This window comes from Streptosporangium sp. NPDC049046 (assembly GCF_040649155.1).
In the GTDB taxonomy this organism is placed as follows: domain Bacteria; phylum Actinomycetota; class Actinomycetes; order Streptosporangiales; family Streptosporangiaceae; genus Streptosporangium.
On the sequence record NZ_JBEZEZ010000018.1, the window covers coordinates 187,543 to 208,889 of the forward strand.

The 21,347-nt window shown below is 70.2% G+C and carries 14 protein-coding genes; 6 read left to right on the top strand and 8 right to left on the bottom strand.

All coding sequences use genetic code 11. The features are described from left to right. Window positions 1-119: 119 nt before the first annotated feature. Window positions 120-2,588: a leucine--tRNA ligase gene (gene leuS / locus AB0B96_RS25530; protein WP_362902457.1), complete on the bottom strand. Its 2,469-nt coding sequence runs from the start codon at window positions 2,586-2,588 to the stop codon at window positions 120-122. A 553-nt stretch (window positions 2,589-3,141) separates the two neighbouring features. Between leuS and AB0B96_RS25535 the strand changes: the two genes are divergently transcribed. After that, the gene (locus tag AB0B96_RS25535; RefSeq protein ID WP_362902433.1) at window positions 3,142-5,835 is read left to right on the top strand and encodes a hypothetical protein; all 2,694 of its coding nucleotides are present in this window, start codon (window positions 3,142-3,144) and stop codon (window positions 5,833-5,835) included. Between the two features lie 49 nt (window positions 5,836-5,884). Here the strand turns inward: AB0B96_RS25535 and AB0B96_RS25540 are convergent, their stop codons facing one another. Beyond that, window positions 5,885-7,060: a cytochrome P450 gene (locus AB0B96_RS25540; RefSeq protein WP_350946107.1), complete on the bottom strand. Its 1,176-nt coding sequence runs from the start codon at window positions 7,058-7,060 to the stop codon at window positions 5,885-5,887. 340 nt (window positions 7,061-7,400) lie between these two features. Next, the gene (locus AB0B96_RS25545; RefSeq protein WP_362902459.1) at window positions 7,401-8,966 is read right to left on the bottom strand and encodes a GMC family oxidoreductase N-terminal domain-containing protein; all 1,566 of its coding nucleotides are present in this window, start codon (window positions 8,964-8,966) and stop codon (window positions 7,401-7,403) included. A gap of 170 nt (window positions 8,967-9,136) precedes the next feature. Here AB0B96_RS25545 and AB0B96_RS25550 point away from each other — a divergent pair, with 170 nt between their 5' ends. Further along, a complete protein-coding gene (locus AB0B96_RS25550) occupies window positions 9,137-10,669 on the top strand; it encodes a long-chain fatty acid--CoA ligase (RefSeq protein ID WP_362902435.1) in 1,533 nt (510 codons plus the stop codon). A 106-nt stretch (window positions 10,670-10,775) separates the two neighbouring features. Here AB0B96_RS25550 and AB0B96_RS25555 read toward each other — a convergent pair whose 3' ends face one another. The 4 genes from AB0B96_RS25555 to AB0B96_RS25570 all read right to left on the bottom strand — a co-directional run bounded on the left by AB0B96_RS25555 (window position 10,776) and on the right by AB0B96_RS25570 (window position 16,164). Then, on the bottom strand, window positions 10,776-12,035 hold the full coding sequence (locus tag AB0B96_RS25555) for a cyclopropane-fatty-acyl-phospholipid synthase family protein (protein WP_362902437.1): 1,260 nt from the start codon (window positions 12,033-12,035) through the stop codon (window positions 10,776-10,778). Window positions 12,036-12,052: 17 nt separating this feature from the next. Next, window positions 12,053-13,402, bottom strand: a complete 1,350-nt coding sequence (locus AB0B96_RS25560; protein WP_362902461.1) for an FAD-binding oxidoreductase — start codon at window positions 13,400-13,402, stop codon at window positions 12,053-12,055. Between the two features lie 118 nt (window positions 13,403-13,520). Next, window positions 13,521-14,501, bottom strand: a complete 981-nt coding sequence (locus AB0B96_RS25565) for a 2-hydroxyacid dehydrogenase (RefSeq protein WP_362902463.1) — start codon at window positions 14,499-14,501, stop codon at window positions 13,521-13,523. A 1-nt stretch (window position 14,502) separates the two neighbouring features. Beyond that, complete coding sequence (locus tag AB0B96_RS25570) at window positions 14,503-16,164, bottom strand: serine/threonine-protein kinase (RefSeq protein ID WP_362902439.1); 1,662 nt, start codon at window positions 16,162-16,164, stop codon at window positions 14,503-14,505. Window positions 16,165-16,364: 200 nt separating this feature from the next. Here AB0B96_RS25570 and AB0B96_RS25575 point away from each other — a divergent pair, with 200 nt between their 5' ends. Beyond that, the gene (locus AB0B96_RS25575) at window positions 16,365-17,498 is read left to right on the top strand and encodes a CaiB/BaiF CoA-transferase family protein (protein ID WP_362902441.1); all 1,134 of its coding nucleotides are present in this window, start codon (window positions 16,365-16,367) and stop codon (window positions 17,496-17,498) included. After that, window positions 17,498-18,151: a nitroreductase family protein gene (locus AB0B96_RS25580; protein WP_362902443.1), complete on the top strand. Its 654-nt coding sequence runs from the start codon at window positions 17,498-17,500 to the stop codon at window positions 18,149-18,151. Before AB0B96_RS25575 ends, AB0B96_RS25580 begins: the two co-directional genes overlap by 1 nt. Before the next feature lie 64 nt (window positions 18,152-18,215). On the opposite strand, the gene AB0B96_RS25585 is transcribed toward AB0B96_RS25580, so the two are convergent. Continuing rightward, window positions 18,216-18,683, bottom strand: coding sequence for a GyrI-like domain-containing protein (locus AB0B96_RS25585; RefSeq protein WP_362902445.1), 468 nt, complete (start codon window positions 18,681-18,683; stop codon window positions 18,216-18,218). A 134-nt stretch (window positions 18,684-18,817) separates the two neighbouring features. Between AB0B96_RS25585 and AB0B96_RS25590 the strand changes: the two genes are divergently transcribed. Together AB0B96_RS25590 and AB0B96_RS25595 are read left to right on the top strand one after the other, a co-directional pair. Then, window positions 18,818-20,257, top strand: a complete 1,440-nt coding sequence (locus tag AB0B96_RS25590) for a GuaB1 family IMP dehydrogenase-related protein (RefSeq protein ID WP_362902447.1) — start codon at window positions 18,818-18,820, stop codon at window positions 20,255-20,257. Between the two features lie 127 nt (window positions 20,258-20,384). Next, on the top strand, window positions 20,385-21,257 hold the full coding sequence (locus AB0B96_RS25595; RefSeq protein WP_362902449.1) for a general stress protein: 873 nt from the start codon (window positions 20,385-20,387) through the stop codon (window positions 21,255-21,257). Window positions 21,258-21,347 lie beyond the last annotated feature (90 nt).

Consider the following 21,347-nt stretch of genomic DNA (forward strand, 5'->3'; position numbering starts at 1 on the left):
TTGACGCGCGACACCCGGGATGCCCTCGCAAGGGCACCCCGAGTCCGTAGCGACCCCGCGAGACGTCCGCGGCCGGTCACTCAGCAGTCCGTCGTCCGCGGCGAGGGCACGCGGGACGACTACGGCACGATGTTGACCAGCTTGGGCGCGCGGACGATCACCTTGCGCGGCATGCCGGACAGGAAGGGCTGAACCTTCTCCGACCGCAGGGCCAGCGACTCCAGGTCCGCCTCGGAGATCTCCGGGGAGACCTCCAGCCGGTCGCGCACCTTGCCCGCGACCTGGACGACGCAGGTGACCGACTCCTGGACCAGCAGCGCCGGGTCGGCCACCGGCCAGCCCGCGGTGGCGACCGAGGCGGCGTGTCCCAGCCGCTCCCAGCCCTCCTCCGCCGCGTACGGCGCGACCAGGGACAGCATGACCGCGAGGGTCTCGGCGGCCTCCCTGACCGCCGGGTCGGCGGCGCCGGGGCCGGAGTCGATGGCCTTGCGTGCCGTGCTCGTCAGCTCCATCATGCGGGCCACCGCGACGTTGAAGCGGTGCGACTCGACCAGCTTGGTGACCTCGTCGATGGTGTGGTGGACGACCTTGCGCAGGTTCAGGTCTCCCGCGGTGACGTCGACGCCGGGCGCGGAGGCCGCGCCGGCCTCCGCCATCACGCGGAACGCGCGGGCGAGGAACTTCTGCGAGGCCGCCGGAGAGACGTCGGACCAGTCGATGTCGTCCTCGGGCGGTCCGGCGAAGACGACGGTCAGCCTGACCGCGTCGACACCGTAGGCGTCGATCTGCTGGCCCAGGTCGACGCCGTTGCCCAGCGACTTGGACATCGCCTTGCCCTGGTTGATGACCTGCCCCTGGTTCAGCAGGCGGGTGAAGGGCTCGACGAAGTCGACCATTCCCATGTCGTGCAGGACCTTGGTGAAGAACCTGGCGTACAGCAGGTGCAGCACGGCGTGCTCGACACCGCCGATGTACTGGTCGATCGGACCCCACCTGCGCACGCGCTCGACGTCGAACGGCCCCTCGTCGTAGGCCGGGTCGACGTAGCGCAGGAAGTACCACGAGGAGTCGACGAAGGTGTCCATCGTGTCGGTGTCGCGCTTCGCCGGGCCGCCGCACTTGGGGCAGGAGACGTTGACCCAGTCTTCGGCCGAGGCGAGCGGGGAGATGCCCTTGGGCGCCAGGGCCTCGCCACGCATGTCGGGCAGGGTGACGGGCAGCTGGTCGTCGGGGACGGGGACCTCGCCGCAGTCGGCGCAGTGGATGATCGGGATCGGGCAGCCCCAGAAGCGCTGGCGGGACAGCAGCCAGTCGCGCAGCCGGAAGTTGACCGTGAAGTGACCGGTGCCCCGCTCGCTCAGCACCTCGATGATCTTCCGGATCGCCTCGGCCTTGGCCAGGCCGTCCAGCGGGCCGGAGTTGACCATCGCGCCGTCACCGGTGGTGGCGACACCGGTCTCGCCGGGATCGGCCAGACCGGTGTGCACGACCACCCGTACCGGCAGGTCGAAGGTACGGGCGAAGTCCAGGTCGCGCTGGTCGTGGGCGGGCACGGCCATGATGGCGCCGTGGCCGTAGTCGGACAGCACGTAGTCGGCCGCCCAGACCGGCATGCGCTCACCGTTGACCGGGTTGATCGCGTACCGGCCCAGGAAGACGCCGGTCTTCTCCTTCTCGGTGGACAGCCGGTCGATGTCGGACAGCTTGGACACCTCGACCCGGTATGCCTCGAACGCCTCACGCCGGTCGTCGGTGACGATCTCCTCGGCCAGCGGCGCGTCCGGGGCGACCACGAAGAAGGTGGCGCCGTACAGGGTGTCGGGACGGGTGGTGTAGACGGTCACCGGCTCGTCCCGGCCCTCGATCACGAAGTCGACGTCGGCACCCTCGGAGCGGCCGATCCAGTTGCGCTGCATCGTCAGCACGCGCTCGGACCAGCCGCCTTCCAGCAGGGACATGTCGTCCAGCAGCCGGTCGGCGTAATCAGTGATCTTGAAATACCACTGGGTCAGCTCGCGACGGACGATCTCGGCGCCACAGCGCTCGCACCTGCCGTCCTTGACCTGCTCGTTGGCGAGCACGGTCTGGTCGTTCGGGCACCAGTTGACCAGGCCACCCTTGCGGTAGGCCAGGCCACGCTCGAAGAAGCGGTTGAAGAGCCACTGGGTCCATTTGTAGTACGAGGTGTCGCTGGTGTGCAGACGGCGGGACCAGTCGAAGGAGATCGCGTAGCGCCGGTAGGAGTTGGCCTGGGTCTCGATGTTGGCGTAGGTCCACTCCGCCGGGTGCGCGTTGTGCTTGATCGCGGCGTTCTCGGCGGGCAGGCCGAAGGAGTCCCAGCCGACGGGGTGCAGCACGTTGTAGCCGCACTGGACCCAGTAGCGGGAGATGACGTCGCCCAGGGCGAACACCTCGGCGTGCCCCATGTGCAGGTCGCCCGAGGGATAGGAGAACATGTCGAGCATGTAGCGCCGCTCGCGCGGGTCGGCGGGGTCGTCGGAGGCCCGGAAGGGATCCAGTTCCTCCCACCTGCGCTGCCACTTGACCTGCAGGGCCTGCGGGTCATAGTGCTGCTCGTCGCTCTGCATGTCGGCTCGCTCGCTCACGTCGATCTTCCTCGGGGTATGCCTGCGTGGATGGTCCGACCCGTCCGGCCCAATGCAAAAACCCCCCGCTCACGCGGAGGGCAGCCGCATCGGCAGGGCGCTCAGGGACGGGAAGGCCGATGCGGCCCGATAAGCAGGGTCGCGGCACGCATAGGGCAAGACTATCGCAGCCCGCAAGGCGTATTCGTGGCCGGCGAGAACAGGGCCGATCACGGCAAACAGGAGACAGGATCCGGCCAGGTCAGCAGAATGGAGGCTCCCGTTCCCCCGGGGGCAACGAGACCCGATGGCTATACGCCTGTTGTGACCTCGTATGTCTCTCGCGTTTACTCTTCTAACCGTGGCACATTCAGCAGAGTCGGGGCAGGGCCCGGATCCGATGGAGGTCGGCCTGCCCATGCAGGATCCGCCGACCGACCCCACCGGGCTCCAGTTCAGGGGGGCGTTCTCCAGTTTCCCTGCGAGCCCCCCCGTCTCACGTGAGACCATGCCCAATACGCCTAATTCGGGCACCCGCGCGGGAGGTAAGGAAAGCATGGCCTCGGAGCAGTCCAGCCAGTCCCACCTGCCTTCGGCATGGCCGGAGGCTGCCGAGCCGTCGCCCTCGTGGTCGAACGATTCGCTTGGCACCGGCCCCCGGCTGCCCCTCCCGCAGAACGAGCAGCAGAGCGGCAACGGCCCCTCCTGGCAGACCTCACCCGGCGAAGGACAGCGCGCCTCCACATCCCAGGCCGACCTCCCCGGCGGCGGCCGGTCCCAGAGCACCCCGCCCCAGAGCGACGGCCGCCCGCAGAGCCCGCAGGCCGACGGCTGGGCGCAAGCCTCGGCCCCGCAGAACAACGACGGCTGGGCACAGGCGACCAACCCTCAGGTCAGCAGCTGGCCTGATGCCTTCAGTCCGCGCAACGACGGCTGGGCGCAAGCCTCGGCCCCGCAGAACAACGACAGCTGGGCACAGGGGTCCGGTTCTCAAGCAGACGGCTGGGCACAGGCATCCGGTTCACAGGCCGACGGCTGGGCGCAGGCATCCGGTTCACAGGCCGACGGCTGGGCGCAAGCCTCGGCCCCGCAGAACAACGACGGCTGGACGCAAGGATCCGCCGCACAGGCCGACGGCTGGGCGCAGGCGTCGGGCCCGCGGGGCACCGACAACCGGCACCAGACCCCACCCGGCAACGGCAACGGATGGCCGCAGCCCACCTCCCCCCAGTCCCACAACGGCGACCAGCGCCAGGCCCCCCAGACGGACTCCCCCGGCGGCCGGCCCCAAGCAGCCACTCCCGACGACACCTGGCCCCCCACCCCACCCCACAGCGACCGCACCCAAAACCCGCAGGCCGACAGCTGGGCACAGGCGACCAGCCCGCAGGCAGGCGGCTGGGCACAGGCCTCGGCTCCCCAGAGCAACGACGGCTGGGCACAGGGGTCCGCTTCTCAAGCAGACGGCTGGGCACAGGCATCCGGTTCACAGGCCGACGGCTGGGCACAGGCGACCACTCCTCAGGCCGACGGCTGGGCGCAGGCGTCGGGCCCGCAGGGCACCGACAACCGGCACCAGACCCCACCCGGCAACGGCAACGGATGGCCGCAGCCCACCTCCCCCCAGTCCCACAACGGCGACCAGCGCCAGGCCCCCCAGACGGACTCCCCCGGCGGCCGGCCCCAAGCAGCCACTCCCGACGACACCTGGCCCCCCACCCCACCCCACAGCGACCGCACCCAAAACCCGCAGGCCGACAGCTGGGCACAGGCGACCAGCCCGCAGGGGAACGCCCAGCGGCAGGGTTCCGGCGCCGCGGGTGAGACGTGGCAGGCCACCGCACCGGGGCAGCCCTCCGGTCGCCCCTCGGCGGAGAACAACGCGTGGCCGCCGGCTCAGGCGGAGAACGCCGCGTGGCCGCCCACCTCTCCGGCGGGCGGTGACACCTGGCCCCCGGCCACCCCGGGAAACGCGGGATTCGCCGAGGCCCCCACCTCGACGTTCTCCCCCGCCTGGGCGAACGGTGACGCTCCGGCCGCTCGCTCCGGCGGCGCCCTCCCCGGCACCGCTCAGGGTTCCCAACCCGGCGCCACCCCCTTCGGCAGCAGCTCACCCGATGGCGGCCACCCGAACGGTCCCCGGAACGGCGGCGACTCCGGCGGCGAAAACGCCCGGCGCGGTTACGGCGTGCCCGACAACCCCGCCATGTGGGCCCTGGCCGCGGCGAACGCGGCGGCCCCCAACGCGTCCTCGGCTCTGGGAGCACCCCCTGTTCACCCCGGAACCGACCCGCGACAGGGCGGACCCCAGCAGGGGCAGTCCCAGCCAGGCCAGCCTCAGCCTGGTCAGGTGAACCAGCCTGGCCAGCCCGGCCATCATCTGAGTCGTGACCCGTCCGACCCGAACAAGCCGTTCGTCACCGCGGGTCAGATCAGCGGCCCGAAGACACCTCCGCCGGAGCGCCAGCAGGAGTTGTGGAACACGGTCTTCGGCGACAACTATCAGGCCATCGAGGACGAGGAGGACGGGGAGCGGGGCCGACCGGTCTGGATCTTCGCGCTCGCCGGATCCGTGGTCATCGCGCTGCTCGGCGCGGTGCTCTGGGCCTTCCTGGCCGGGCCGCTCGCCTCGGCCGACGAGGAGATCCCCGCCGATCCCAAGCCCGCGGCGACCCAGAAGTCGACCAAGCCCGCCGCCATCGGCCGTCTGCCGCGCTTCACCGGCGACGCCTCACCGGTGGCCGGTACGCTCACCGACCAGCAGGCGGGGATCACCCTGGCACAGCTCGGTGCCCCCTGGCGGCAGGACCAGCGTCCCGGCATGCCCGCCAGCTACGGCTTCACGACCCGCCAGTATCTCCCCGCGGGCCCGGACTCCACGGGCAAGACCCAGTTCGCCCAGCTGATGTCGGGTCCGCTCTCCCCGCGTTTGAAGGCGAAGTACACCTCGCCGGAGAACCTCGCACCGGTGATCAACGCGGTCGCCTCCAGCGGGCGCAACAAGTTCTTCCCCGAGGGCAACACCGCCCGCAAGACCGCCCAGCAGACCCTGTCGGTGAACGGCCTGCCCGGCCAGCTCGCCGCGTATGAGATCACCTCGGGCGACTCGAAGACGACCATGGTCGTGGCCGCCGTGAGCACCGGCGCCGACCTGCCCGCGATCGTCTACATGTCGGTGCCGGACAGCAAGAAGGAGTTGCTCCCCGACATCAACACCGTCTTCAAGTCGATCCGCGCGCTGGAGCGGTGAGCACCGCTCCCGTTCTGAGGGGCGAGGAGCACCGGAAGGTCACGGAAGGCTAGAAGGTGCACCTCATCCGCTTGATGCCGTTGATGAAGCTGGAGCGCAGACGGTCGGGCTCCCCCTCGGAACGGATGTCGGGCAGGCGGGTGAACAGCTCGCGGAACATCACGGTGATCTCGCGGCGGGCCAGGTGGGCGCCGAGGCAGAAGTGCGGCCCTGGCCCGCCGAAGCCGATGTGCGGGCCCTCGGTGCGCTGGATGTCGAAGCGGTGCGGGTCGGTGAAGACGCTCTCGTCGCGGTTGGCGGCCCAGTAGTACAGCAGGACCTTCTCGCCTTCGCGGTAGAGGTGGCCGTTCATCTCGTGGTCGCGGGTGAGGCTGCGGCGCATCCAGGCGACGGGCGAGGCGAGGCGGACGATCTCCTCGACGGCACCGGGCAGGCGTCCTTCGAAGTCTTCGAGCAGCAGTGCTCGCTGGTCGGGGTTCTCGCTGAACAGATGCAGACCGTGCGAGATGGCGTTGCGGGTGGTCTCGTTGCCCGCCACCACCAGCAGGATGAAGAACGAGCCGAGCTCCTGCATCGTCAGTTTCTCGCCGTCGATGTTGGCGCTGGTCAGTGCGGTGGTGAGGTTGTCCCCGCCCTCGGCGGCCAGGGAGACGACGAGGTCCTGGAGCCCTTGCCCCGCGCCGAGGAGCAGTTCGGCGGCGCGGCTGACGTCGGCGATGAACTCAGGGTCTCCGCCCGACAGGATGATGCTCGTGGCGTCGAAGACCGCCTGGTAGTGCTCGGGTCCGATGCCCATCATGTCGCAGATGATCTTCAAGGGCAGTTTCGCCGCCACCTCGGTCACGAAGTCGCAGCCGGGGCCCTTCGCGATCAGATCGTCCACGATCCGCACGGCGGCGGCCTCGACGTCGACCTCGAACTGCTTGATCATCTTTGGCGTGAACGCCCGGGAGACGATCCTGCGCAGTCTCGCGTGCCGGGGATCGTCCATATTGATCATCGAGCCGAAGTACTCGCCGAAGTCGGGGCCGAGGTCCTGGATGGACGTCGCCCCCCGGCCGGAGGAGAAGACGTCGGGGTGGCGGCTCGCCTCGATGATGTCCGCGTGCCGCACGAGGGCGTAGTAGCCGGGACCCGGCGGAGCGAAGGGGATCTCGGGCTCGGCGAAGAGGACAGGGCCCGGCTGCGCGCGAAGCACCGCGAAAGCGGCCTCCCGCTCCGCCATCGGCCGCTCCCAGAAGGAGATGTCCGACAGGTCGATGTCCGCGAGTGAAACCGTCACGCCAGCCTCCACTAGAACCGCGTTCTGTTTCTTGGATCCTGCCACAGGACCCTCACCTCAACCAGCGCAGAACGAGGTCGTCGCCTTTCCCGGAGCACTCCCGATGTGGGAAGCGCCCGGCCTGGAGAACATGCTCCCCCCTGCGACCCCGCGAAAGGAAGGCCGGAGCCCGGCCAGGCCGGTCCTCCCGCGCGACCGGTACGCGGCAGACTCCCCGGTGACCGACGTCACAACGCCCCGCACCCCGACACCCGGGCACCTCGACGTCCCGGCATCTCGCGCCTCAACGCCTCGACGAGTCCTCGGCGACGAGGTCGGCGGCTCTTTCGGCGATCATTACGGTGGGCGCGTGGGTGTGCCCCCGGGGAATGACCGGCATGATCGAGGCGTCGGCCACCCTCAGACCGGCGATCCCCCGCACCCTCAGGGCGGGATCCACCACCGATCCGGGATCCTCACCCATCCGGCAGGTGCCGACCGGATGGTAGAGGGTCTCGCTGCGTTCGCGGATCCAGCGGACGAGCCCCTCCTCGGTCCTCGGACCCCAGTACGGGTCCATCGGTGGTCCCGCGAGGGGCCGGAGCGCCTCGGTGGCGAACAGTTCCCCGGCCTTGCGCAGCCCGGCCACCTGGCGGCGGACGTCGGCCCGCGCCGTCAGGTAGCCGGGGTCGATCACGACGTCCTCGCCGTCCAGCGAGAGGCGGCCTCGGCTCTCCGGCCGGAGCAGGATCGAGGCGATGGTCAGGCCGTGGCCGGGCGGCGGGGTGAGGCCGTGGCCGATGAACGACCCGGGAGCGAAGATCAGCTCGATGTCGGGGGCGGGCTCCTCGTCCGAGGTGCGGATGAACGCCACGGCCTCGCCGACGTTGGAGGTGAGCATGCCCCGGCCTCCGGCCAGGAAGCGGAGCAGGTTGCCGGGCGACTCGGCACCGGCGAGGGTGATCGGCTTGAGACAGTGCAGGAAGACGCCCGAGGCGAGATGGTCCTGGAGGTTGGCGCCGACCTCGGGCAGTTCGTGGACCGGCCCGACGCCCGCGGCCAGCAACTCGTCCACCGGGCCGATGCCCGACAGCATGAGCAGGTGCGGCGAGCCGATCGCCCCGGCCGACAGGATGACCTCTCCCCGCGCCCGGGCCACCGCTGCGTCGCCGTCGCCGTCGCCGTACTCCACCCCGGTCGCCCGTCCGTCCTCGACGAGCACCCGGCGTACCCGCGAGGAGGTCAGCACGGTGAGGTTGGGTCGCCCGGCCGCGGGGGCGAGGTAGGCGTCGACGGAGCTCCAGCGGCGGCCCCTGTGCTGGGTGACGGGTGTCGGCGAGCAGCCCTCGTTGGAGGGGCCGTTGAGCTCGTCCAGGCGGGCGATGCCCAACTCCTCGCAGGCCCGCAGGAAGAGCGCGGTGGCGGGGTTCGGGGAGCGCAGCTCCGAGATGTGGATCGGGCCCTTCGTGCCGTACACGTCTCCGTGGTTGGAGCCCGTGCGGCGCTCGGCCCTGCGGAAGTACGGAAGGACCTCCTCATAAGACCAGCCTGGCACGTTCCATCCGTCGTAGTCCGCGCGGTGCCCGCGCACCCACATCTGGGCGTTCATCGAGGAGGACCCGCCGAGCATCCGGCCGCGCGGCCAGTAGAGTTCCCTGCCGGACAGCTCGGGCTGCCCGACGGTGGTGAAGTCCCAGTCGCACTCGGTCTTGAAGAGCTTGGCGAAACCGGCGGGCATCCGGACCTCGAGTCTCCGGTCGGAACCACCCGCCTCGATGAGGGCGACCCTCACGCGAGAGTCGGCGGAAAGACGGTTGGCCAGCACGCATCCGGCCGACCCCGCACCCACGATGACGTAGTCGTACTCCACGCTCAATGACCTCTCATCACACAGACGACCGGCCCGTCTCCCCGTAAGCGCGCTCTCATCTGCTTACTCCCCCACGCTTTGCCAGTCAATTCGTAGCCGCGCTACCTACCGGTCGGTATCTCTGGCTGCCAGTATGAGCAAGTCAGAGCCCGCTCGGAGGAGGACGCACGATGCTCAACCTGTCGATCGCCCTGGAGGACAGCGCCCGGGAGGCCCCCGACCGCACCGCACTGGTCTTCGGTGACCTGCGGCTGCCGTACTCCCTGGTCGACACCATCGCGAACCAGGTTGCCAACCTACTGGTCTCCCGGGGGATCGGTAAGGGCGACAAGGTGGCGCTGGCCTGCCCCAACCTGCCCTACTTCCCCTTCGTCTACTACGGGATCCTCAAGGCCGGCGCGACGGTCGTGCCGCTCAACGTGCTGCTGCAGTCCAGAGAGATCGCCTACCACCTGGAGGACTCACAGGCCAAGGCGCTGTTCTGCTTCGAGGGCACCCCCGAGTTGCCGCTGGGCGAGCGCGGGAGGGCGGGCTTCGAGGAGTCCTCGGCGGAACACCTCCTCATCCTGCCCGCCACCGCGTTCGCCACCGAGTCCGAGTACGGGGAGACGTTGTGGGCGGCGCTGGACGGCGTGTCCGGCGAGTTCGAGACCGTGCAGACCTCACCCGACGACACCGCGGTGATCCTGTACACCAGCGGCACGACGGGCCAGCCCAAGGGCGCCGAGCTCAGCCACCAGAACATGCTGCTCAACGCCATGGTCGCCGATGAGATGTTCCCTCGGAGCGAGGGCGGCGACGCCTATCTCGCGGTGCTGCCGCTGTTCCACTCCTTCGGGCAGACCGTCGTCATGAACGCCGGGTTCCGGCGCCAGGCGACCATCGTGCTCCTGCCGCGCTTCGAGCCGGGCCCGGCCCTGGAGCTGATGCGCGCCGAGAACGTCACGCTGTTCGCGGGTGTGCCGACCATGTACTGGGCCATGCTGTCGAAGATCCACGCGGACGGCGACGAGGTGCCCACCTCGCTCAAGGTCGCGGCCGCCGGTGGCGCCTCCTCCCCCGTCGAGGTGCTCAAGGACTTCGAGAGGACCTTCGGGATCGGGATCCTGGAGGGCTACGGCCTGTCGGAGACCTCCCCGGTGGCCAGCTTCAACCAGCCGGGCAGGCCCAGCAAGCCCGGCTCGATCGGCACCCCGATCTGGGGGGTGGAGATGAAGCTGATCGACGCCGACTGGAAGACGATCGAGGGTGAGGGGCCCGGCGAGATCGCGATCCGCGGTCACAACGTCATGAAGGGCTACTACAACCGGCCCGAGGCGACCGCCGAGGTCATGCGGGACGGCTGGTTCCGCACCGGCGACATCGCCACCCGCGACGCCGACGGCTACTACGCCATCATCGACCGGGTGAAGGACATGATCATTCGGGGTGGCTTCAACGTCTACCCGCGCGAGCTGGAGGAGGTCCTGATCACCCATCCCGAGGTCTCCCTCGCGGCGGTGGTCGGGATCGCCCACGACTCGCACGGCGAGGAGGTCAAGGCGTACGTCATCCGCACCCCCGGCGCGACGGTCACCGAGGACGAGCTCGTCGCCTGGAGCAGGGAGAACATGGCCGCGTACAAGTATCCGCGGATCATCGAGTTCCGTGACACCCTGCCGATGACCGCGACCGGGAAGATCCTCAAGCGCGAGCTCCGCTGAGCGACGAGAGGTCCGCGGCCGGTGAGAGCACGGCGGCGGCGCCGCCGGTTCCGGGAGGCACGCGACGTGCCTCCCGGAACCCGCGCGTGAGCGGGTGTCCCGGAGATCAGGGCCAGTCGGTCGAAGGGCGGAGCGGGACGCCGGCCCTGCCGTCGTCGTGGAGCTTCACCCCGAGAACCTGGTGAAGCTGGATCTTGTTGCGTTCGAAGCCGACCACGCAGGCCGCCATGTAGAGGCGCCAGACCCGTGCCGTGCCCTCGCCGACCTCCCGGACCGCCTCGTCCCAGTGGTCGTCGAGGTTGGCGCACCAGAAGCGGAGGGTCTGCGCGTAGTGCTCGCGCAGGTTCTCCTCGTGGCGGATCTCGAAGCCGGTGTCCTCGATCTGGCGGGCCAGGTAGCCGACCGACTCCAGCTCTCCGTCGGGGAAGACGTAGCGGTTGATGAACCCGCCGGCGTTGAGCGTCTTCTCCGTGCCCGTCGGGCGGGTGATGCAGTGGTTGAGCAGCCGTCCGCCGGGGACGAGCTTGTCGTAAAGAAAACGGAAGTAGAAGGGCAACTGGTCCTTGCCGATGTGCTCGGTCAGGCCGATCGAGCTGACGGCGTCGAAGCCGGTCTCCGACACGTCGCGGTAGTCCATGTGGCGGACCTCGGCGAGCTCGCCGAGACCGGCCTCGGCGATGGCCTTCTGCGCCCACTCGGCCTGCTGACGTGAGAGCGTGACACCCAGCGCCTTCACGCCGTACTCGCGGGCGGCGTGGATGACCATGCCGCCCCAGCCGCAGCCGACGTCCAGCAGCCTCATGCCGGGCTTGAGAGCCAGTTTGCGGGCGACGAGCTCGAACTTGGCGCGCTGCGCCTCCTCCAGCGTGGAGTCCTGCTCGGGGAAGACCGCGCAGGTGTAGGCCATGGAAGGGCCGAGCACCCACGAGTAGAACTTGTTGGAGACGTCGTAGTGGTGGTGGATGGCTTCGGCGTCGCGCTGCTTGGCGTGCCTGCTGCCCATCCGGGCGAGCACGCTGCGCCGCACCTCCTGCGGAGGCGGCGGCATTCGTGTCAGCAGCGGGCGGACCCCGATGGCCCGAATGGCCGAGAGTTTCTGCCCGACCGGGATGTCGTTGACGGTGAGCGACCACATGCGGGACAGCAGGGTGTACATGTCACCGTGGACGTCGAGATGTCCTGACACGTACGCCCTCGCCAGACCCAGCTCTCCGGGTGCCTGCGCCAGGTAGGCGACGGCCGCCGGGGTTTTCACCTCGACGCTGATGTCGGCACCGTCCGGTCCGGCCTTGCTTCCGTCGTAGGCGACGAAGCGCACGTCCGCCTCGGGCCCCATGACCTTCTCGAAGATCTCTGCGAGCGACACAGAAACAACCTCTCCTACTAACGCCCCCGAACACACTTGTCGTAGAGGTCGAGCAACCGGCCACCCCCGTCGTATGCCCGCTTGACCGGCCAGTAGGCGGTTCCGTTATAAAACCGCCAGAATTCATCTTCTGGGTAAAACGAAGTGGAGTACAGCGATTTATGCCCCTCCAGCTCGTGGACCCGGTTCTCGATCAGACGGTTGTGATAACCGTCGAACTGCCCCCTGGGGAGCGGCACCGTTCCCCAGAAGCCGAAGTTGACGTAAAGCCGTCCCGGCTCCAACGGGTAGAGCGGCCACTCGCCCGTGGACCTCAGCGGGCACATCCAGACCGGCGCCATCCCGACCTTGGTGTGGAAGAAATCCAGGAACTCGGCACCGCGCTCGACGGGCACCTCGATGTCCTGGATGACCGACTCCTGTACCGGCAGGTCGCGCCAGCGGTCGACCCTGGCGATCACCCCGTACTTGCGGTCGAGACCGACGAGCCTGCGGTAGACGTCCGAACGCATCCACTTGCGCGGCATCAGGGACCGCACCAGCGCGGTCTGCACGCCGAAGGCACGTGAGCACCAGAACCAGTCGGTGTCCCAGCGCCACAGGTAGTCGCGCACGGTGAGCCAGTCACGGGTCCTGGTCTGGATCGACCGGTAGTAGATGCGCATCCCGGTGTAGTCGGAGAGGTAGGGGGCACGGTCGGCGAAGCGGCCCACCGTGATGTAGAGCTCGCCGGGCTCGAAGAACGTGCCGTCCACGAAGTCGACGCGCTCGCCCTCGTACTCGCCGCGCTCGCAGATCTCCCGCATCGCGAGCATGCACTTGTCGGCGTCGCCGAACGGGATGTGGGTCAGCCTGACGTAGGGCTGGACGCGCTTGAGTTTGATCCGGATCCGCAGGGCGTAGCCAAGCGTGCCGTAGGAGTTGGGAAACGCGCGGAACAGGTCGCGGTGCTCGTTGTCGTCACGGGCCACGACGATCCGTCCGTCACCGGTGAGGATCTCCAGCTCCTCCACCGACTCGTGTGGCAGCCCGTCCCTGAAGCTGGTGGACTCGATGCCGAGCCCCGTCACCGCCCCGCCCAGTGTGATCGTCTTCAACTGTGGCACGACGTGCGGCATGAACCCGTGGGCGAGCGTGGCGTCCACCAGGTTCTCGTAGGTGGTCATCCCCTGGACCTCGGCGGTCATCGCCACCGGGTCGACCTCGATCACCTGGTCCAGGTCCTTGGCCGACAGCTTCGCCGAGCGGGCGCCGTCCCTGAACCGGAACAGGTTCGTGGTGGCCTTGGAGAGCCGGGGCGCCGCGTCCTGCGGGATGGCGGCGTAAGACGCCCTGATCTGTTCCACCGCCTGCCGGTGCGCCGGCATCCCTGTCGTCTGTCGCACGGTAATCACCCCCATGACCTCATCAGAAAGATCGCCCCTAGGCACGCTATATCTCGGATGTCTCCGGAACCAGGTGGGACGCGTTAAACACGAGAAAACTCTACGACCGCTCTTCCAGTGATCTTCGACCGACCACCGCATCAACCCCGTTGACCACATTCGTCACCGGGCGGCCCTCGATCGCGGCCTCCAGGTTGTCCAGCACGCAGCGGATCAGGCGGCCGGTCGACTGAGGGGTCACCCCGGCCACGTGCGGCGAGAGCAGGACCCGGGGAGCGGTGCGCAGCGGGTCGTCCTGCGGCAGCGGCTCGGTGTCGAACACGTCGAGCGCGGCGCCCCCCAGGTGCCCGGACTCCAGGGCCTCCAGCAGCGCCGTCGAGTCGACCACCTGTCCCCTCGCCGCGTTCACCAGCAGCGAGCCCGCGGGCATCAGGGAGGGGTCGATCATCCCTCTGGTCTCCTCCGTCAGCGGGATGACCAGAACGAGCACCTGGGAGCTCGCGACGAGATCACCGAGCTCTCGGTAGGTGTAGGGCACCTCGCGCGGCGTCCGGGTCCAGTAGGAGACCTCGCATCCGTGGGCGGCGAACATCCGGGCGGCGGCCTCGCCGATCGGGCCGAACCCGACGATGCCGACGCGTGATCCGTACAGCTCGGCGGGGCCGAGGTCCAGCTGCGGCCAGCGCCCCGCGCGGACCGCCGCGTCGGCGTCGAGCAGCCGCCGCGACAGTGCGAGAGTGGCGGCGAGGCACCACTCGGCCACCCCGATCGCGCTCACCCCCGCGGTGTTGGCCAGCGGCACGCCCGCCGCGGCGAGCGCGGCGAGATCGTGGCCGTCCACCCCCACGGAGGGCTGTTGCACGAACGCCAGGTCCGGTGCGGCACGGACGGCCTCGGCGTCCAGGGTGAGCCCGCCGCTCCAGTCGCCCACCACGATCTCGGCGTCGCCGAGTGCGGCGAGCAGCGACTTTCTGTCTCGGGTCGCGGGAACCGAGACGGCGACCCGGTCGCCGAGCGAGCCGAGCAGGTTGCGCACCGCATCCTCGGGGAGCGGCGGCAGCGCGAGCACCTTCCAGGGCATGTCACTCACCGCCTCGGGGGTGGAAGCTGTTGAACACGCGGGTCATGAGGGCACGCTGGGTGTCCCAGTCGGCCTCGTGGGTGGTCCAGCTGAGCACCAGCACCGAGTTGCCCACCGCGATGAACCGCCGCACCTCGTGATAGGTCACCCCGGACTTGGCCCAGGGTGCTCCCCCGCCGTCCTTCATGCTCCAGGTGAACTCCCACTGGAGCCCGGCCCCGTAGGCGAGAGGGATCTTGAACGTGTCATCGGAGTGGATCTCACTCCACTGGACCGCGTTCTCCCTCACGAGCCACTGAAGTCGCTCCAGTTCGCCGGCGTCTCCCTCCAGCAGCTCCACCGACATGTGGGCCGCCCCGTCGGGGCGCAGCCACTGGGTGTATCCCGTCTCGGCCGCATAGTCGCCTCTCCACCCGGCCGGGTAGCCGATCGACCAGTTCTCCGGGGGACGTGCCCGCCACGCCTTCAGCCCGCCGGCGGGCGCCGTCGTTCTGGTCGGGGCCGGAGTCGGGGTGGGAGTCGGGGTCGGGGTGGGCGTCGGCGACGTGCTCTGCTCCACCGGCGTCGGCTCGGTCTGGGCGACCGTGGGCACGGAACGTGCCACCGGCTGCTGGTCGGACCCCGACATCGCCACGGCCGCCGCGGCGCCACCCGCGGCCAGGACCACCACGGCACCCAGGATCAGCGGGAGCCGCCCTCCCCCGCGACGACCGGAGGCGGCCGAGATCCCGGTCTCGTGCCTGTGCTGAACGGTCCTGCCGGTGTGGCCGAAGCTCTCCTCCGTACGGTGCCCCCGGCCTGTCGGTGCGGGGCGGACGGCGGTCTCCCCGGTGCGGCGGGCCGCGGCCGACGGGTTGTCGATCACCTCCGCCAGCATCGCGTCGGCCTGCCGCACGGTCAGCCGGTGGGCGGGCTCCCGCTGGAGCATGCCGATGAGCACCGCGCGCATCTCCGGGGGTACCGGACCGAAGTCGGGCTCCTCGGTGAGGAGCGCACTGAGGGTGGAGATGGCGTCGCGGCGTTCGAAGGGCCCCCGGCCGACCAGGGCCGCGTAAAGGGTGGCGCCGAGTGCCCACAGGTCCGACCAGGGGCCGGCGTCGACGCCGGTGGCGCGCTCGGGCGGCAGGAAGCTGGGCGAGCCCGTCACCATGCCCGTCTGGGTGAGCGAGGTGTCGCCCTCGACGGTGGCGATGCCGAAGTCGGAGAGCACCGCACGTCCCTCGGCGTCCAGCAGGATGTTGCTCGGCTTGACGTCGCGGTGCAGAATCCCGGCCTCGTGGGCCGCGCGCAGGGCCGACAGGACCTGGCGGCCGATGTCGGCGATCTGGCGCACCGGCAGCGGGCCGACCTCGTCCAGCCCGCGCGCCCTGACCAGCTCCATCACGATCCAGGGGCGGCCGTCCTGCTCCGCCACGTCGTAGATCGCCACGATGCCCCGGTGGTTGAGCCTCGCCGCGGTCCTGGCCTCGCGGGAGGTGCGGGTCAGCTGGACCTGGTGCTCGGCCGGGGAGAGGTTGGGCGGTAGGAGCACCTCCTTGACGGCGACCGAGCGGTCGAGGAGGGTGTCGTGGCCTTCCCACACCACGCCCATCCCGCCCCGGCCGAGCTCTCGCAGCAACCGATAGCGCCCAGCGACCACCCGTTCACTGTGCGGATATGTCATCGTAAGACCCCTAGGTACCATTCGGAGAGGGCGCAAGTTTCCCATACACGCGCGGGCCTCATGTGGCTCCTGGCGATGTGTCTTGCCATCGAAAGTCGAATGTTGTTCTACTGTGGCGGGAGACGGCAGTGGTCACGACCAAGTGATTGCTTGCTGACGCCGTACCCGAAGAGAACCGGCGACACCCGAGGAGAATGTCGATGGAGCGCGTGACCAGGAAGGGCCCGCTGGCCGGAGTCCGCGTGCTCGAACTGGCGGGACTGGCCCCCGGACCGTTCGCCGGGATGATGCTGGCCGACCACGGGGCCGAGGTGCTGCGCGTCGATCGCGTGAGCGTCGTCGCCAAGGCCGGGGACAGGCCGCGCGCCGGCGTGATGGACCGGGGCAAGCGGACGGTCGGCCTGGATCTCAAGTCCCCCGAGGGGGTCGCCGCGTTCAAGGAACTGGCCCGCCGGGCCGACGTGGTCGTCGACGTCTTCCGGCCGGGGGTCGCCGAGCGCCTCGGCATCGGCCCGGCCGACCTGCACGCGGTCAACCCGCGCCTCATCTACGGCCGGATGACCGGCTGGGGCCAGGACGGCCCGCTCGCCCCGACCGCGGGGCACGACATCGACTACATCGCCGTCTCCGGCGCGCTGTCGATGCTGGGCCGTGCGGGCGAGCGCCCCACCCCGCCGATCAACATCCTCGGCGACTTCGCCGGAGGTGGCCTCATGCTCGCGTACGGCGTGCTGCTGGCGCTGATCGAGCGGGAGCGGACCGGCGAGGGACAGGTGATCGACGCCGCCATGGTGGACGGCGCGGCGACGCTGTTCGCGATGTTCTACCACGGCGTGCAGACCGGCGGCTGGGGCCCGCGCGGCACGAACCTGCTGGACACCGGCGCGCCGATGTACGACACCTACGAGACGGCCGACGGCGGATACATGGCCGTCGGCGCGCTTGAGCCGCAGTTCTGGACGGAGATGATCACCCTGATGGGCCTGGAGGACCTGCCCGACCGAGACGACAGGTCACGGTGGCCCGCGCTCCGCGAGCGGCTCGCCGAGGCGTTCCGATCCAGGACCCGCGCCGAGTGGGAGGCGCTTTTCGACGGTACGGACGCCTGCGTCTCCCCGGTGCTGGAGATGGGCGAGGCCGCGGATCACCCGCACCACAAGGCGAGGGGCACGTTCGTCGACATCGGCGGGATCAGACAACCCGTGCCCACGCCACGCCTGCTCGGCGCGCCCGAGCAGGACCTCTCCCCCTCCACCCGGCTGGACGACCTCTCCTCCTGGGGCCTGGCCGACGAGACCGCGGCACGGCTGCGCGAAGCGGGGGTGCTGGCCTGATGGACGTCTTCGAGGCCCTCTACACCACCAGGGCGATGCGCAGGGTCAAGCCGGACCCGATCCCCGAGGAGGTCCAGCGAAGCATCCTGGACGCCGCGGTCCGCGCGCCCAGCGGTGGCAACGTGCAGAGCTGGCGCTTCCTGCTCGTCGACGACCTCGCGGTGAAGGAACGGCTCGGCCCCCTCTACAGGGACGCGCTCGGACAGCTCTTCGAGGGCCACTACCGGCCGATGCGCGAGAAGGCCGAGGCCGAGGGCGACACCCGGACGCTCAGCGTCCTGAAGTCGGCCCAGTACCTGGCCGACCACTTCGAGGGCTATCCGCTGCTGCTGTTCGCGTTCGTCCGCAACGACCCGTCCGGCGGCTCGATCTTCCCCTCGGTGTGGAGCGCGCAGCTCGCCGCCCGCGCCCACGGAGTGGGCAGCGCGCTGACCAGCGTGCTCGGCATCTTCCACGCCGAGGAGACGCTGCGGGTGCTCGGCGTGCCCGAGGGCAAGGGCTGGACCCTGGCCTGCACGGTCACCTTCGGCTACCCCACCGGGCGCTGGGGTGTCGCGCCCCGACGTCCCGCGCACGAGGTGAGCTACCGCAACCGGTGGGGCCAGGACGTGGGCTTCGAGATCCCCGAGCCTCTGTGGGGGCAGGAAGGCTGAACACCGAGGGCACCGAGCCGCCCGGTCGGACGCGTCACCGCGAGCCGACCGGGGCCGACCGCACTCAGCGCATCGGGGACAGGACCGCCGCGTAGATGTCGGCTCCCCCCGGGTGGTGCACCTCCAGGTCGGTGGTGAAGGCCCTCGGCGGGGTGCCACCCGACTCGGTGTGCTTCCACAGCTGCTGCCACCCCTCCAGCAGGACACCCGGCATCGGCCCGCGGACCTCGACCTTCAGCGACGGCACTCCCGGCACCCGTACCGCCACCATCCCCTCGGGCAGCGCCGCGGCACTGCGCACGGCGACCCCGACGATCTGGGTGTAGGCGCCGTGGTGGTCACTCTCGTAGTCGGTGAGCACCGCGTAGATGTTCTCGTCGACCCGTCCCGGCACATGGGCGAAGGCCCCCGGGGACCCCGCCCGCGCCCAGAGCGCGCCGAGCCTCCCCCGGCCGGGCTCCGTCTCGTCGGCGTTCGACGTCCGTACGGCATGACCTACGACGAGCATCTCCGGCCGATCAACCACGATCACAATGCCTCCTCATGGCCATCCACTTATTCACGCAAACCGGATCCTAGTCCCCGCTCCGAGCTGCCAGTCCTCTTCGAAGGCCGGGAAAAGGGGAACGCTCATATCCGGCAATTCACGGCATAAGGTGGAGCAACGTGAGATTCCTCAATGAGATGGCACCGGCCTACGACCTGACCTACAGCGACGTCTTCATGGTTCCGTCGCTCTCCTCCGTCGGCTCGCGGCTCGCCGTCGACCTCTCCAGCCGGGACGGCACCGGAACCACCATCCCCATCGTGGTCGCCAACATGACGGCGGTGGCGGGACGGCGGATGGCGGAGACCGTCGCGCGGCGGGGCGGGATCACCGTGATCCCGCAGGACATCCCGATCGACGTGGTCGCCGACGTCGTCGACTGGGTCAAGAAACGCGACCTCGTCCACGACACACCGCTCACGCTCACCCCGCACGACACCGTCGGAGAGGCGCTCAACCTGCTGCCCAAGCGGGCCCACGGCGCGATCATCATCGTCGACTGGGACAACCGCCCGGCCGGCGTGGTCACCGAGAGCGACTGCTCGGGCGTGGACATGTACACCCAGCTCTCCCAGGTGATGTCCGACCACCTGCTCACGCTGCCCGCCGGGCTCGACCCGCGCGAGGCCTTCGACCGCCTCCACGAGGGCCGTCACCGGCTCGCCCCCGTCGTGGACGCGGACGGCCGGCTGGTCGGCATCCTGACCAGGACGGGCGCGCTGCGCGCCACCCTGTACCGGCCCGCCGTCGACGACTCGGGCAGGCTCCGCGTCGCGGCGGCCGTCGGAGTCAACGGCGACGTGGCCGCCAAGGCCAAGGAGATCCTCGACGCCGGGGTGGACTGCCTGGTCGTGGACACCGCCCACGGACACCAGGAGAAGATGATCAGCGCCCTGAGGGCGGTCCGCGCGCTCGGCCCCGACGTGCCCGTCGCGGCGGGCAACGTCGTCACCGCCGCGGGCGTGCGGGATCTCGTCGAGGCGGGGGCCGACATCGTGAAGGTCGGCGTCGGCCCCGGGGCGATGTGCACCACCCGGATGATGACCGGCGTGGGCCGCCCGCAGTTCTCCGCCGTGCTGGAGTGCTCCGCCGAGGCCCGCGGGCTGGGCCGCCACGTGTGGGCCGACGGCGGCGTCCGCCATCCCCGCGACGTCGCCCTCGCCCTGGCCGCGGGGGCGTCCAACGTGATGATCGGCTCGTGGTTCGCGGGCACCTACGAATCGCCGGGCGACACCCGTACCGCCGCCGACGGGCGCAAGTACAAGGAGAACTTCGGCATGGCCTCGGCCCGCGCGGTGAGACTGCGCACGGCGGAGGACTCCCCCTTCGACCGGGCGCGCAAGGCCCTGTTCGAGGAGGGCATCTCGACCTCCAGGATGTATCTCGACCCGGCCATGCCCAGCGTCGAGGACCAGATCGACGCCATCGTGGCCGGTCTGCGCTCCTCGTGCACCTACGCGGGGGCCTCCACCCTGGAGGAGTTCCACGAGCGCGCGGTGATCGGCGTCCAGAGCTCGTCCGGCTACACCGAGGGAATGCCGCTCCACCAGAGTTGGTGATCCGTCCCACCGTTCTCCCGGGATCTCGCCGTAGACGGCGAGATCCCGGGAGAGGACACGCATCCTCCTACCGCCACGGGGTAGTCGGCTCGTCGAGCCATCTTCCACCACCGAAAGGCGAGCGGACATGAATGGAACGCCCACCGGCCTGGACACGCAGGTCGTCGTGGACCGGAGGGTCCTGGCAGGCTACGACAACTACCTCGCGGCACAGCGAACCGTGGACGGACTCTCCGACGCGGGCTTCCCCGTCGAGAACGTGGCGATCGTCGGCAGCGACCTGAAACTCGAGGAGACCGTCACCGGCAGGATGACCAACGGGCGGGCCGCGCTCACCGGAGCCGGAAGCGGCGCGGCCTTCGGCGCCGTGGTGGGAATGTTCCTCGGCCTGTTCACCTCGACCACGATGTCGTTCTTCGTCCTCGTGCTCTGGGCGGCCCTGTGGGGTGCCGTGATGGGAGCCGCGTTCGGGTTCATCAACCACCTCTTCACCGGCGGCAAGCGGGACTTCGCCTCGCGCAGCGCGATCGTCGCCGGCCGCTACGACGTGCTGGTCGCGGCCTCCCACCTGGACCACGCGCGGGCCGTCCTGGAGTCGACCCCCGGCCCCGCCGACACCATGGTCGTGGAGGTTCCCCCGTCCGCCGGCATGTACGACCCGGCCGCCACCGGGGCCACCTCCCCCACCCACGCCACCCCCGCACAGACGCTCGCCACCGACATCCCCCCGCAGCCGTCCGCCCCCGACCTCTCCGGCCGTCCGGTCACCTCCGACCTGCCGCCGCAGCCGGTCATCCCCGGGCGCGCCGCGCGACCGGCCACCGCGGACCACCCCGCGCCCGCGGACGATCCGGCTCCCACGTCCCCCGCGCCGTCGCACGCCGAGGAGGGTGCCGAGCCGGCGCGGCCCGGCACCGCCGAGCACCGGATCCCCGCGCAGCCGACCTCTCCCGACCGCCCCGCCGTCCGGTCGGCCGGCTCCGAGCGGCCCGACTCCTGAGTGCGCCTGGTGAGAGAGTCCCGACAGAACATCCGGCGGGGGCCCCCCGCCGGGGGGGCCCCCCGCCGGGGGGGGGGGGAGTGGGGGGTC